Source organism: Vibrio sp. 10N.261.52.C2 (assembly GCF_041471425.1).
Taxonomy (GTDB): Bacteria; Pseudomonadota; Gammaproteobacteria; order Enterobacterales; family Vibrionaceae; genus Vibrio; species Vibrio crassostreae_C.
The window spans coordinates 14061-28804 of record NZ_JBFROH010000018.1; the positions used below are offsets into that span (position 1 = coordinate 14061).

12 protein-coding genes are annotated in these 14744 nt (G+C 45.3%); 8 read left to right on the forward strand and 4 right to left on the reverse strand.

Annotated elements, in window-relative coordinates; genetic code table 11:
• Positions 1-63 precede the first annotated feature (63 nt).
• The gene (hldE, locus tag AB4307_RS07220) at positions 64-1494 is read left to right on the forward strand and encodes a bifunctional D-glycero-beta-D-manno-heptose-7-phosphate kinase/D-glycero-beta-D-manno-heptose 1-phosphate adenylyltransferase HldE (RefSeq protein WP_017069485.1); all 1431 of its coding nucleotides are present in this window, start codon (positions 64-66) and stop codon (positions 1492-1494) included.
• Between the two features lie 114 nt (positions 1495-1608).
• Here hldE and tolC read toward each other — a convergent pair whose 3' ends face one another.
• A complete protein-coding gene (gene tolC, locus AB4307_RS07225) occupies positions 1609-2928 on the reverse strand; it encodes an outer membrane channel protein TolC (protein ID WP_132762217.1) in 1320 nt (439 codons plus the stop codon).
• Positions 2929-3155: 227 nt separating this feature from the next.
• Here tolC and nudF point away from each other — a divergent pair, with 227 nt between their 5' ends.
• The 6 genes from nudF (at position 3156) to parC (ending at position 10117) form a co-directional block, all read left to right on the forward strand.
• Positions 3156-3785 carry an ADP-ribose diphosphatase gene (gene nudF / locus AB4307_RS07230; protein WP_017061425.1) on the forward strand — a complete coding sequence of 210 codons (630 nt, stop codon included), beginning with the start codon at positions 3156-3158 and terminating at the stop codon, positions 3783-3785.
• Positions 3786-3789: 4 nt separating this feature from the next.
• Positions 3790-4230 (forward strand): DUF1249 family protein, encoded by a 441-nt coding sequence (locus AB4307_RS07235; protein WP_372131504.1) that lies wholly within the window; start codon positions 3790-3792, stop codon positions 4228-4230.
• Between the two features lie 59 nt (positions 4231-4289).
• A complete protein-coding gene (gene cpdA / locus AB4307_RS07240; protein WP_017061426.1) occupies positions 4290-5114 on the forward strand; it encodes a 3',5'-cyclic-AMP phosphodiesterase in 825 nt (274 codons plus the stop codon).
• Between the two features lie 15 nt (positions 5115-5129).
• Positions 5130-5735: an esterase YqiA gene (yqiA, locus tag AB4307_RS07245; protein ID WP_017061427.1), complete on the forward strand. Its 606-nt coding sequence runs from the start codon at positions 5130-5132 to the stop codon at positions 5733-5735.
• Between the two features lie 239 nt (positions 5736-5974).
• The gene (gene parE, locus AB4307_RS07250) at positions 5975-7855 is read left to right on the forward strand and encodes a DNA topoisomerase IV subunit B (protein WP_017061428.1); all 1881 of its coding nucleotides are present in this window, start codon (positions 5975-5977) and stop codon (positions 7853-7855) included.
• 3 nt (positions 7856-7858) lie between these two features.
• Entirely contained in the window at positions 7859-10117 is a 2259-nt protein-coding gene (gene parC, locus AB4307_RS07255; protein WP_017067236.1) for a DNA topoisomerase IV subunit A, read from the forward strand.
• Positions 10118-10219: 102 nt separating this feature from the next.
• Here the strand turns inward: parC and degS are convergent, their stop codons facing one another.
• From degS to zapG, 3 genes are all read right to left on the reverse strand, one after another.
• On the reverse strand, positions 10220-11284 hold the full coding sequence (gene degS, locus AB4307_RS07260) for an outer membrane-stress sensor serine endopeptidase DegS (RefSeq protein ID WP_017061430.1): 1065 nt from the start codon (positions 11282-11284) through the stop codon (positions 10220-10222).
• A 158-nt stretch (positions 11285-11442) separates the two neighbouring features.
• Positions 11443-12798, reverse strand: coding sequence for a Do family serine endopeptidase (locus AB4307_RS07265; RefSeq protein ID WP_017061431.1), 1356 nt, complete (start codon positions 12796-12798; stop codon positions 11443-11445).
• A gap of 126 nt (positions 12799-12924) precedes the next feature.
• Positions 12925-13380, reverse strand: coding sequence for a Z-ring associated protein ZapG (gene zapG, locus AB4307_RS07270; protein ID WP_017061432.1), 456 nt, complete (start codon positions 13378-13380; stop codon positions 12925-12927).
• A 219-nt stretch (positions 13381-13599) separates the two neighbouring features.
• Here zapG and zapE point away from each other — a divergent pair, with 219 nt between their 5' ends.
• On the forward strand, positions 13600-14703 hold the full coding sequence (zapE, locus tag AB4307_RS07275) for a cell division protein ZapE (RefSeq protein ID WP_372131506.1): 1104 nt from the start codon (positions 13600-13602) through the stop codon (positions 14701-14703).
• Positions 14704-14744 lie beyond the last annotated feature (41 nt).

Sequence of the window (14744 nt, forward strand, 5' to 3'; positions counted from 1 at the left end):
GTAGTTTAGCCACTGTAATCAGTGTGCTAGACTCTAGCCAGATTCGATTTTTGGAGCTCAACAATGAAACCAATTCTACCTGACTACAGCCAATCAGGTGTTCTTATTGTCGGTGACGTAATGCTTGACCGTTACTGGTATGGCCCAACTGGCCGTATTTCACCAGAAGCACCAGTCCCCGTTGTGAAAGTAGAAAATAACGAAGAGCGTCCTGGTGGTGCTGCCAACGTAGCAATGAACATTGCCTCTCTTGGTGGGCATGCTCATGTTGTTGGTTTGACTGGTAAAGATGAGCCTGCTGAGGTGTTGAAAAGCACTTTAGGTGCTCTGAAGGTTAAGTGTGATTTCGTTGAGTTAGAAGACTATCCAACCATCACCAAACTACGAGTGATGAGCCGTGGTCAGCAGTTGATTCGCTTGGATTTTGAAGACAAATTCGAAAACACCAACCCAGAGCTTATTCTGTCTCGCATGGAGCAAGCCCTACCAAATGTACGTTCGGTTATCTTGTCAGATTACGCGAAAGGTGCATTAGAGCATGTACAGAGCTTCATTCAAAAAGCACGCGCAGCCAATGTTCCTGTATTCATCGATCCCAAAGGCGCGGATTTAGAGCGCTACCGTGGTGCGACATTACTTACACCAAACATGGCAGAGTTTGAGCTGGTTGCAGGTAAAGTGAAATCAGAAGAAGATCTTATCGAGAAGGGTATTGCCTTGATCGAGAAGTATGACTTTGAAGCTCTATTGGTGACTCGCAGTGAAAATGGTATGACTTTATTACGTAAAGGTCAGGCACCATTCCACTTGCCAACCCAAGCGAAAGAAGTGTACGACGTAACTGGTGCTGGTGATACGGTTATCTCAGTACTGGCTGCGTCTGTTGCAGCTGGTAAGCCATTGGATGAGGCGTGTGCATTAGCGAACGCTGCAGCTGGTGTCGTTGTTGGTAAGCTAGGTACGTCAACGTTATCCACGATAGAGCTAGCTGAAGCGATTCACGGCAGTCAAGACACAGACTACGGTGTGATCTCAGAAGCGGCACTGGTTGAAGCGGTGAAGCGTGCTCGTGCGAAAGGCGAGAAGGTAGTTATGACCAATGGCTGCTTTGATATTCTACATGCTGGTCATGTTTCTTACATGAATCACGCGGCTGAGCTGGGCGATCGTTTGATCGTTGCGGTAAATACCGATGAATCAGTGAAACGCTTGAAAGGCCCTGGTCGCCCTGTGAACCCAACTGATCGTCGTATGGCGGTATTGGCTGGCTTAGGTGCAGTTGATTGGGTTGTGCCATTCTCTGAAGATACCCCTCAACGTTTAATCTCTGAGGTACTGCCAAGCATTCTTGTGAAAGGTGGTGATTACAAGCCTGAAGAGATTGCTGGTGGTGCGGAAGTGATTGCTGCTGGTGGTGAAGTGAAAGTACTTAACTTTGAAGATGGTTGCTCTACCACTGAAATCATTAAAGCGATTAAAGGTGGTCGAGGCTAGTTTTTAGTTTTTGGCGTTAAGCTTTTAGTTAGGCAGTAAATCTCGCTTTAATCGATAATAAAAATGCCGCTCAATGAGCGGCATTTTTGTAACGGTAACTTGAGTAATTAAGAGTTACTTACTTGCTACTTTTAGACCTGCGTTTACATCAACAATGTCTTGTTCGCTTAGCGTACCAACTGCTTGACGAAGCTGAAGTACACTTAGGATGTAGTTGTAACGAGCATCTGAAAGGTTTTTGTTCGCATCATATAGACGACGAGTCGAATCTAGTACGTCAACGATAGTACGAGTACCTACATCAAAACCAGCTTCTGTTGCTTCTAGAGCAGACTGAGCAGAAACTACAGACTGTTCGTAAGCGCGTAGAGCACCGATCGAAGCGCTGATGTTGTTGTTGAATGCACGTACGTCTTTTACAACGCTACGGTAAGTTGCTTCTAGATCTTCACTTGCTGCAACGTAGTTGTATTCAGCCTGTTTAGTCAATGAAGTTGTGTTACCACCTGTGTATAGAGGTACAACTAAGTTCAAACCGATGTTTAGGTTGTCAGAGTCGTAATCATTTGTGCTGTTAGAACTGTCGGTCTGTTCTGCAAGACCGTAGCTACCATCTAACGTTAAGCTTGGTAGGTGGCCAGAGCTTGCTAGAGAGATGTTATCTTTTGCTACGTCTTGAGAGATACGTGCAGCCAATAAGCTAAGGTTCTTTTGTTCTGCTTGTTCAACAAGTGCAACAGCAGACTCAGAAGATTTGCTTGCTGAGAAACGATCAGTATCTAGGATGCTTAGGTTAGAGTGTTCCTGACCTGTAATCTCACGTAGACCTTCGTAGCTATTCGTTAGGTCGTTCTCTGCAAGAACTTCATCAGCCAAAACGCCATCGTACTGAGCTTGTGCATCGTGTACATCGGTGATTGCTGAAAGACCAACTTCAAAACGTTGCTTAGTTTGTTCTAGTTGACGAGCAACCGCTGCTTTTTCTGCACGAACAAACTCTAGGTTATCTTGAGCTCTAAGTACTTCGAAGTATGCTGTTGCAACACGAAGGATCAAAGCTTGTTGTTCTGCCGCGTAAGCTGAATCAGATTGACGAGCAGTTTTCTCTGCCGTATCTAGAGTGATCCAAGAAGAACGCTGGTAAAGCTCTTGACTGAAACCAATTCCAACACCCCATTGGTTGTTGTCATTACTTGCGTCTTTATAGTCACCACGATTAATGTCGTAGTTTGCTGTTAGGTTGATTTGCGGTAACAAAGAGCTACGACTTGACGTTACTGCTTCAAAAGCGGCATCGCGCTGCGCTGCTGAACGAAGAAGTTGTGGGTCGTTCTGTTTTGCTTGGTCGTAAACTTCAGCTAGCGTATCAGCAAAAGCTGACGAACTCAGGCTGCCAATTGCTGCACTGATAAATAGTGGAAGCAGTTTTTTCATTTTCCTATTCCTGCCTTTTATGGAATTTTCTTTAGAAGAGTTTAACCCAGTTTGGTGGTAATTTACTCGAAACTTTGCACTTTTTTACAGTTAACTGTCCACTTGTGCAATATTTATTTTTTAAAGCTTAACTTTAATTATAAATTTTATATAAAAAGTTGAACCTTATCCTTGGTAGTTAACTCGGACAATGAGTAAACTATAAAGATCACTTAGTGAGGTACCAAATGCAACAGTATGACAATCAACGACATGAGTTTACTCCGCAAGATGTGGAAATAGTCTCAAAAGAGACGCTGTTTCGTGGTTTTTTCAAAATGGTCAAGTACACATTTAAACATAGACTATTTGAGGGAGGCTGGAGCCAACCAATAGAGCGTGAGATGTTTGAGCGTGGACATGCTGCCGCTTTGCTACCTTATGATCCTGTGCGTGATGAAGTGGTGATCGTCGAACAGATCCGTGTCGGAGCCCTAGAGCATGAGAACCCATGGCAATACGAAATTGTTGCTGGGATCATTGATACGGACGAATCGCCACAAGACGTCGCTCGTCGTGAAGCAATGGAAGAAGCCGGAGTCGAAGTCGGATCTGTATTGCCTATTACTTCGTATTATCCTTCATCTGGTGGTTGCTCTGAAAAGCTCGACGTCTTTGTTGGCTGTGTTGATGCAACGACAGCCAAAGGGGTACACGGATTGGACTACGAAGGTGAAGACATTCGTGTACAAGTGATGAGTCGCGAAGCTGCTTATCAGTTGGTAAAAGATGGTGTATTTGAAAATGGAGCCACGATCATTGCGCTACAGTGGCTACAATTGAACTACCAAGAATTACAGTCAGAGTGGATAGATTAACGTCATGCCAAGTATCGCGGTCAAAAAACCGTATCATGTTGATCTTGCTGAATTGATGCGAGTTTACGAGACTAACTATGCCAAACTGAACGCTTTGTTACCGGTTGGGCATGAGGTTGGTGACGTTCGCTGTTACCAAGCCGTTAATATGGTGTATCAATTGACAGTGAATGAGGTCACAAAATACACCACATTAATAGATATATGTCAGAGTGATGCGATGCCAGTGTTTCCTTTGCCAAAAATGTCTGTCAGGCTATATCACGACGCTCGAGTTGCAGAAGTGTGCGCTAGCGGGGATTTTTCGCGAGTCAAAGCGAAATATGACTACCCCAACACTAAGCTTCTGCAAAAGGACGAGAAATTTCAATTGAATAAATTTCTTGGGGAATGGTTAACGTTTTGTTTAAAAACGGGTATCAGCCGAACCCCAATTGCCTTTTAATTGAGCCTATTTATCAACACTTTTAAAGTCTAAACAGTAACGTATCTGGATTTGTTATTTTGGAATTATCACACACTTCAAAATTTGATGAGAGCACTATTAAGCTTGTGCAGCTAACGGACACGCATTTATTTGCGCCGAGCAATGGCAGCTTATTAAGCATCAACACTCAAGATAGCTTTCGTGCTGTAGTCGATGGCATTGTTAGTCAGGGCTTTGACTATCAAGCGATTTTAGCAACCGGTGATATATCTCAAGATCACAGTGCTGAGTCGTACCAGAAATTTGAGTCAGGGATTCAGCCTTTGGAAAAGCCATGCTATTGGCTGCCAGGGAACCATGACTTTAAGCCTAATATGGGCAGTGTTTTACCATCACCACAAATACAGTGTGTTGAGCATGTCTTGCTAGGCGATAACTGGCAGATGGTGATGCTAGACTCGCAGGTGGTTGGTGTGCCTCATGGTCGCCTCAGCGATCAACAGCTTGACCTATTAGAACAGAAGCTGACGGAGTTCCCTGAACGTAATACCTTGGTTCTATTGCACCACCATCCATTGTTGGTTGGCAGCGCATGGTTAGATCAACATAACCTAAAAGACGCCGATCAATTTTGGGATGTGGTTCAACAGCACACCAATGTTAAAGCCGTACTGTGTGGTCACGTTCATCAAGACATGAACCGAGATCATCATGGTGTACAAGTCATGGCAACACCGTCGACTTGTGTGCAATTCAAACCTAACTCAGATGACTTCGCGGTTGATACTTTGTCTCCGGGCTGGAGAGAGATTGAATTACATCAAGACGGTACCGTTAGCACGCAAGTTCGTCGTCTGCCTCATGGGCAGTTCTTGCCTGATTTTAAGGCTGCTGGTTACTAATGAAGGCGGTTATTGATGCCAGGCTCTAATCAACAAGCTAATAAGCCATCGCTGCTTCTCTATATTCACGGATTTAACAGCTCATCACGTTCTCATAAAGCGAATGTGATGGCAGATTACTGTGCGGAGCATCGCGCTGATATTAAAGTCGTAACCCCTCAACTGCCGAGTTTCCCTCAACAAGCGGCACTTCATTTACAGCAGCTGGTGGAGCAATACAAAGAGCAATATCAAATAGCGTTGGTCGGTAGCTCGCTGGGTGGCTATCTTTCAACATGGCTGAATAGCCACTATGGTTTTAAAGCGGTGGTTGTAAACCCAGCAGTGAAGCCGTATGAGCTTCTTGCTGACTATTTAGGTGAACAAGTAAACCCATACACAGATGAACGATATGTACTGGAAACAAAACATATTGATGAACTGAAGGCGTTAGAGGTTTCGGCTATCGCTAAGCCGAGCGACTTCTGGTTACTTCAGCAAACGGAAGACGAAGTTCTGGATTACCGACAAGCGGTAGAGAAGTACCAAGGTGCAACACAGACAGTAGAAGAGGGCGGGGATCATAGCTTTGTTGATTTTGAACGCTACCCACAACAAATCATCACCTTTCTAAATCTTTAATCTGTTCCACCAACCAAGTGATTTTCTCTTGTTTGCCTGTTATTTCATCTATCAATGGTGAAATATCATAGTTTGATGTCTTAGTTTTTGAACTAGCTTGACATCATTACTCAGCTTCCAGACTATATTCCCCAATACTTCGCTCGTTCGCTCTACTATGACGGTTCATAGTAATGATTCTGCTTTAGTGAAACTGGAGCCAGCGAACTGACGCAAACTTTTTGAGTAAACTCCGTATTATGACTGAACAATATAATGCAAAAGACCTCGAGGTACTTGAAGGTCTCGACCCTGTGCGACACCGCCCGGGAATGTATACCGAGACAGAAAGACCTAACCACCTTGCCCAAGAAGTCATTGATAACTCGGTCGATGAAGCACTAGCGGGACACGCTAAGAAGATCAAAGTGGTACTTCATGCAGACCAATCGTTAGAAGTTACCGATGACGGCCGTGGTATGCCTGTCGATATCCACCCTGAAAAAGGGATCTCAGGTGTTGAGCTGATTTTAACTAAGCTCCACTCTGGCGGTAAATTCTCGAATAACAACTATAAGTTCTCTGGTGGTCTGCACGGTGTAGGTATCTCGGTTGTAAACGCGCTGTCAAAACGTGTTGAAGTGACCGTACGCCGAGAAGGTCAGGTTCACGAGATCGCACTTGAAGGCGGTCATGCAGTAACAGAGCTTACTGTGACGGGCACTTGTGGTCATCGTAACAGTGGTACATCAGTACATTTCTGGCCTGATCCTAAGTACTTCGATAGCCCTAAATTCTCGACACTTCGTCTGATTAACAACCTACGTGCAAAAGCAGTGCTTTGCCCAGGTTTAGAAATTACCTTTATCGACAAAGTCGGTGGTGAAGAGCATAAATGGTTCTATGAAGATGGTCTAAAAGACTACCTTGCCGAAGGCGTGAAAGGTTACACCTTGCTGCCTGAAGAACCGTATGTTGGCGAATTCGTTGCTGAAACAGAAATGGCAAACTGGGCGATCATCTGGCAGCCAGAAGGCGGCGACATGATCACCGAAAGTTACGTGAACTTAGTACCGACTAAACAAGGTGGTACACACGTAAACGGTCTTCGCCAAGGTCTTCTTGATGCAATGCGTGAGTTCTGTGAATTCCGTAATTTGCTGCCGCGTGGCGTTAAGCTAACGGGCGACGATATCTTCGATCGCTGTTCGTACGTACTGTCGGTGAAGATGCAAGATCCGCAGTTTGCTGGTCAAACAAAAGAGCGCTTGTCTTCACGTCAAACTGCTGCGTTTGTGTCTGGTGTGGTAAAAGATGCGTTTAGCCTGTGGTTGAACGAAAAGCCACAACTGGCAGAACAGCTAGCAGAAGCTTGTATTGCGAATGCCCACCGCCGTATGCGCGCAAGCAAAAAGGTTGTGCGTAAGAAAATCGCTTCAGGCCCAGCACTGCCGGGTAAGCTAACTGACTGTTCAGTTCAAGACTTAAGCCGTACCGAAATCTTCTTCGTGGAAGGGGACTCGGCGGGTGGTTCTGCTAAACAAGCACGTGATCGTGAGTTCCAAGCAGTTATGCCACTTCGCGGTAAGATCCTAAATACATGGGAAGTGTCAGCAGACCAAGTATTGGCTTCGCAAGAAGTGCACGACATCTCGGTGGCTCTAGGCATCGACCCGGACAACGATGATTTATCCGGCCTGCGTTACGGTAAGATCTGTATCCTTGCCGATGCGGACTCGGATGGTCTTCATATCGCGACACTGCTGTGTGCTTTGTTTACTCGCCATTTCCATGCATTAGTTGAAGCGGGTCATATCTATGTGGCAATGCCTCCTCTGTATCGTATCGATTGCGGTAAAGAAGTGTTCTACGCACTCGATGACGCAGAGAAAGACGGTGTGCTTGAGCGACTATCGCAGAAGAAAGCCAAGATCAACGTGCAACGATTCAAAGGTCTGGGTGAAATGAACCCACTTCAGTTGCGTGAAACCACCATGGATCCAAACACTCGTCGCCTTGTGCAGTTAACGATTGATGACAGCGAAGCAACCAACGAGATGATGGACATGCTGCTTGGTAAGAAACGTGCAGATGATCGCCGTACATGGCTACAGACTAACGGTGATATGGCCGAGGTATAATGGATGTCTAACGAAATTACATATGATGGCGTTGAACAGCTGCCAATGCGCAAGTTCACCGAAGATGCCTACTTAAATTACTCAATGTACGTGATCATGGATCGTGCATTGCCGTATATCGGTGATGGCTTGAAGCCAGTACAGCGTCGTATTATCTACGCGATGTCTGAGCTAGGCTTATCGGCTGCATCGAAATACAAAAAATCAGCACGTACCGTTGGTGACGTATTAGGTAAGTATCACCCACATGGTGACTCTGCTTGTTACGAAGCGATGGTATTGATGGCGCAGCCTTTCTCTTACCGCTACCCATTGGTAGATGGTCAAGGTAACTGGGGTGCTCCTGATGATCCGAAATCGTTCGCTGCGATGCGTTATACCGAAGCCAAATTATCTAAGTTTGCTGAGGTTCTTCTAGGTGAACTAGGTCAAGGCACTGTTGACTGGCAACCAAACTTTGATGGCACGATGAAAGAGCCTCAAATGTTGCCTGCTCGCCTACCTCACATCCTACTTAACGGTATTACAGGTATCGCGGTAGGTATGGCGACCGATATTCCACCACACAACGTGCGTGAAGTCGCTAATGCAGCCATTCACCTAATTGATACGCCTAAGTCTGAGCTTTCAGACGTGATGGGTTTCATTCAAGGTCCAGATTACCCGACTGAAGCTGAGATTATCTCCCCGAAATCGGACATCGAAAAGATCTACCGTACTGGACGTGGCAGCATCAAGATGCGCGCGGTTTGGCACAAGGAAGGCTCTGATATTGTTATCACGGCTTTACCTCATCAAGTGTCAGGTGCGAAGTTACTTGAGCAAATCGCTAACCAGATGCGCGCTAAGAAGCTGCCAATGGTTGACGACTTGCGAGATGAATCGGATCACGAGAACCCAACGCGTATCGTTGTCGTTCCTCGTTCGAATCGTATCGACTGTGACCAATTGATGAGTCACCTGTTCGCGTCGACGGATCTAGAGAAAAACTTCCGCGTTAACTTGAACATGATTGGTTTAGATAATCGTCCTCAAGTTAAAGGCTTAGTTCAAATCCTGAAAGAGTGGATCGAGTTCCGTCGCACAACGGTTCGCCGTCGTTTGCAGTACCGTTTAGATAAAGTACTGGCACGCTTGCACATCTTAGAAGGTTTGCTTGCTGCTTATCTTAATATCGATGAAGTGATTGAGATCATTCGTACAGAAGACGAACCATGTCCTGTCCTAATGAGCCGTTTCAACATTTCTGAAATTCAAGCCAATGCGATTCTTGATATTAAACTTCGTAACTTAGCTAAGTTAGAAGAGTTTAAAATCCGAGCGGAACAAGAAGAGCTTGAAGCTGAACGTGAGAAGCTTGAAAAGCTACTCGGTTCAGAGCGTCGCTTGAATACGCTGATCAAGAAAGAAATCCAAGCAGATGCGGATAAATACGGCGATGATCGTCGTTCACCTCTGATTGAGCGCGCTGAAGCGAAAGCGCTAACAGAGCGCGACTTAGTACCAAGCGAACCAATCACGGTTGTGTTGTCTGAGAAAGGTTGGATTCGTCATGCCAAGGGGCATGAAGTTGACGCTGAAGGTTTGAACTACAAATCGGGTGATAAATTCTTAGCGAGTGCTAAGGGTAAGAGTAACCAGCAAGCGGTGTTCCTCGGCAGTGATGGTCGAAGCTACTCCCTTGAGTCACATTCATTACCGTCGGCGCGAAGCCAAGGTGAGCCAATTACAGGCCGCTTGAACGTCAGCCCAGGTACTTCTATTCGCCAAGTGGTGATGGGAGAGAATGAACAATTATGGTTAGTCGGTTCTGATGCAGGTTATGGTTTTGTTTGTAAGGGTAGCGATCTGCTGTCCAAGAACAAGAGCGGTAAAGCCTTGGTTAACTTGCCACAAGCTTCTGAAGTGATGATGCCAAGCCCTATTGCTGACTTGGACAGTAATCAGATTCTGGCGATTACTAACCAAGGTCGTATGTTGTTGTTCCCGATTAAAGATCTCCCTCAGCTGAGCAAAGGTAAAGGCAACAAGATCATCAACATCCCTTCTGCGAAAGCAAAAGAGCGTGAAGAGTTTGTCTCACATCTTATGGCTATCCCAGAGAATGCGACGCTGACTATCTACGCCGGTAAACGTAAGCTTGGTTTGAAACCTGCGGATCTTGAAAACTTCCGTGGTGAACGTGGTCGTCGTGGTGGTCTACTGCCTAGAGGACTACAGCGAGTGACTCGCATCGATATCGAAGAGCAAAGTGAATCGTAGAGATACTTGAAACAATCTTTAGATAAAAGAAAACCCAGCCTATGAGCTGGGTTTTTTGTACTTGTGTATTAGCAGCTTGAATCATTGCTTACAGAGTTTGCTCTACAGGCGAGTATCTTCGGCGATGGTCACCTTTAAGGTTTTGCTTTCACCTTGGCGCAATATACCCACATCGATAACTGTACCAGGTCGCAGGTCGGTAACGATGTCCATTACACTCTGGCGACCATTTACTTGGTTATCGTTGATACTGACAATAATGTCTTGAGCTTCAAAACCCGCATCGGCAGCCGGACCATTAGGGTCTATCCCCAACACAACGATCCCGCCGATATTCTTAGTACCCAACATGCGTGAGGTGACTGAGTTGATGTCTTGCCCGTCAATACCAATGTAGCCACGAATTACACGACCATCTGCAATGATCTTTTCCATGATTTTATTAGCCAGTGGGTAGGGGATAGCAAATGAAATCCCGTAGGTTTCCATGTCTGTGGCTTGCTGGAAAGACGCGGTATTGATACCGACTAGTTCGCCTTGTGAGTTGACGAGTGCGCCACCTGAGTTACCTTCATTGATTGCCGCATCGGTCTGGATAAAGGCTTGATGGCCATCGGCACTGATCGAAGAACGGCCGGTTGCAGAGATGATACCAAAGGTTGTTGTTTGACCTAGGTTGTATGGGTTACCGATAGCCAGTACAACATCACCGACATTGGCTTTGTAATTAGGATTGAGTGGGATCACCGGTAGATTATCACCGCTGACTCTAAGTATCGCGATATCGGTGCGTTTGTCTGAACCGACAAGTTGCGCAGCTGCTACTCGGCCATCTTGAAGTGCCACAACTATTTGGTCTGCTTGAGCCACCACATGGAAGTTGGTAATGATGTAGCCTTTCTCGCTAACAATCACCCCAGAGCCCAAACCTTGTGTGAGCAGTTTGTTTCGATCGCTTTCAGCGTATTTACGGCTATAAATGTTAACCACTGCAGGCGCCGCGCGGCGAACTGCTTGGTTAAATGAAATCTGAAGAGAGCCAATATTATCGACTTTAGGGCTAGTGACGTCAGCGACAATCGCTGGTCTTAAGCTCGGGAAGGCGAGAAGAATAAGCGCCGCTGAAACGAGTCCAAGGGAAATAGAACGAAATAGAAAGGACAGCATGTTTCCCTCTTCAACAAGTAAGGTGTGAAGCCTCCATCAATGGATGACTGATTTGATTACAAGTGAAGCATAGCATTTTGATTGATCTAAAGAAAAGGGAGACTGAGTAAGTTTAAAGCAAACTTACTGAGCCTCCCTGTAATTGCGCTGACGTAAGACTATCGAATCACAAGATAGATAGTTCGGTCGCCTCGCTGGATATTAAGCGCCAGTACACCAGGTTGTTTTTCAAGAATCTCTCTAAACTCAGCAAGGTTCTTAACGGGCTGGCGGTTTACTCCGATGATGATGTCATCTTTCAGGAGTTGATAGGCTTCGGCTGGTGAACCTTGAGCAACATTCGATACCTTGACGCCCGTTGCAGAGTCACTCTCTGTTGTGTTGGTTAACTCAGCACCAGCTAGTCCTTCATGGAGCTTCTCAGCTTGTGTTTTATTATTGGTGGATTCACCAAGCGTCACATCAAAGGTTTTGCTCTTACCGTCACGAACCACACCCAGTTCAATCTGCTTACCAGCGCCGAGTGTTGCGACCTTAGCTCTTAACTCGCTGAAGGTATCAATGCGTTTGCCATTAATAGAGACAATAATATCGCCCGCTTTCAGTCCTGCTTTATCGGCTGCGCTGTCAGGGACGATTTGGCTAACAAAGGCGCCCTTGCTTGATTCATAACCGAGTGCTTCTGCCAATTCAGAGGTCACTTCTCCGCCTTGAACGCCAAGCATGCCGCGTTTTACTTCACCGAAGTCGAGAATTTGTTCTGTCAGGTTTGTCATCATATTAGAAGGGATTGCAAAGCCGATACCGACATTACCTCCGTTAGGGCCAAGAATGGCGGTGTTGATACCAATTAGCTCACCGTTAAGGTTCACTAGCGCACCACCAGAGTTGCCGCTGTTGATTGCTGCATCGGTTTGAATGAAGTTTTCAAAGTTTTCTAGATTCAGGCCGCTACGGCCGAGTGCAGAAACAATACCGGATGTCACGGTTTGCCCAAGTCCGAATGGGTTACCGATCGCGACACTAAAATCACCAACTCTTAGTTTGTCTGAGTCTGCGACTTTTATCTGGGTCAGGTTTTTGGCTTCTTCTAATTTTAGCAGTGCGATATCAGACATCTGGTCGCCGCCGATTAGCTCAGCATCGTACTCTCGACCATCATGCAGTTTTACTTTGATATCGTCCGCGCCATTAATGACATGGTAATTGGTCACGATATGACCTTTCTCGGCGTCAATGATGACACCAGAGCCTAATCCGCGGAAGGGACGCTCTCGTGTTTGTTCTGGACCAAAAAAGAATTGAAATTGTTCAGGGATTTGCTGACGTTGTACCTGTTTGCCTTCTACGGCAATACTAACCACAGCGGGGGTCACTTGTTCAAGCATAGGAGCAAGGCTCGGTAATTGTTCATTACCCACACTTAATGGCAGTGCGGCTGTTGCTTTAATGGGGGTGATGATTGAACTTAAGCTTAAAGTTAGCACTGATAAAGCAAGCAAAGGTTTTTTCATCATAAACTCCTCTCTAGTTAAGGTCTTAACCCTCTTATACGTTTAATAAGTATGATAAGTTTCAAATGACCTGAGTGAAAGTTATGACTCAAAAACCTTTGTAAAGTTCACAGAAGTGTTAAATGTTTACGATGCTTTTGCTGTAACAACATCGGGAGCATTCATGATTTCTTTCTTCTGCTCTGTAAATAAACCGGTTGCGCCATTAGCGTAATCTTTCGGTTGTTCCTCAAGTGTCGCCTCTTTTACTGAAGGCTTCTCTTGTGGCTTGTCCGAATGGGCAGCGGCTGTTTTCACAAACGGGTTATCTTGCTCTGGCAGGTTAGGAATCAGCTCTGAGCTTGTTTTTTCCATGTGTTGGTACAGTTTTGTGTAGTCTTTACCTAATGTGTCCAACATTTCTGCTGATTTCGCAAAGTGATCAGCCAGCTCTTGTCGCTGCTGCTCAAGGGCAAACTTTGCGCTATCCAATTCTTTCTGTACGTTCTTTTGTTTTTTGTATTCAGGTGTCATGAGACGAGAAATAGCGACCCCTAAAATAACTCCGACTAGTAAACCGGCAACGGCATACATCCAAGGCATAACAGCTCCTTATTATTGTTTTTTAACATGTTTGTTACTGCTTAGTTACACGTGATACGGCTCCATGGTACTATGAGAAAGCCGCAGTATAAAGAGAAATGCGTGTGCGCTAGTTAGCAGTTTGATGCTGCATTATTCACCACATCACGTTATTCCTCGTACTGTTTGGGCTCATTTTTAGTTGTTGTCTGATATTGCTTTCATTGTGGAAATGTCGTCATGAATCCCATTAAAAAATACGAACAAGATATAAAAGAACATGGATATCAAAGAGATCCAGCACAAGAGCAAGCCGTAAAATCTTTAGATGAACTCTTTCATCAATTTCAAGATTACATGAATACGCCCATTCCTCAACTGACTCGCTTCCAGAAATTACTAGGCAAAAAGCCAGAACTGCCACAACCACCGAAAGGTCTCTATTTTTGGGGTGGCGTAGGGCGAGGAAAAACGTACCTAATGGATACGTTCTATGATGCCTTACCGACCACTAAAAAAATGCGTGTTCACTTTCACCGCTTTATGTATCGAGTTCATGATGAGCTAAAGGCGCTAGGTAATGTGAGTGATCCATTGCCTTTAGTCGCAGACAAGTTGAAGGAAGAAGCGGACATTATCTGTTTCGACGAATTCTTTGTTTCAGACATCACCGATGCGATGATCCTAGGAACCTTGTTCCAAGAGTTATTCGCTCGAAACGCTATCTTGGTTGCGACCTCTAATATTCCACCTGCGGATCTGTATCGCAACGGGTTACAGCGAGCGCGTTTCTTACCTGCCATCAAGCTCATTCAAGACAACTGTCATATCCTTAATGTCGATAGTGGTATTGACTATCGTCTACGTACCTTAGAACAGGCTGAGATTTACCATTACCCGCTAGATAGCCAAGCGAATATTAATCTCGAAAAGTATTACGCTCAACTCGTTGGTGAAGATAAAGAGAAGCTTAAGCAGATAGAGGTTAACCACCGTCAATTAGATGTAGTCGAAGCGAGTGATGGCGTACTGCATGGTACCTTTGCTCAGCTTTGTCAGTCGGCTCGTAGCCAGAACGACTATATTGAGTTGTCTCGGGTTTATCACACAGTTCTATTGGCGGATGTATTGCAAATGGGCGCGACTTCAGATGACGCTGCGAGGCGCTTCATTGCATTAGTTGATGAGTTCTACGAGCGCAATGTGAAGCTGATTATTTCAGCGGAAGTGGAGCTAGAAAAGCTATACACCCATGGTCAGCTAGAGTTTGAATTTAAACGTTGTCAGTCGCGTTTAATTGAAATGCAGAGCCATGAATATTTGGCAAAAGAACACTTAAGTTAGCTTTGATTATCTCGAATAAGAAATAGAATTAAAAAAATCGT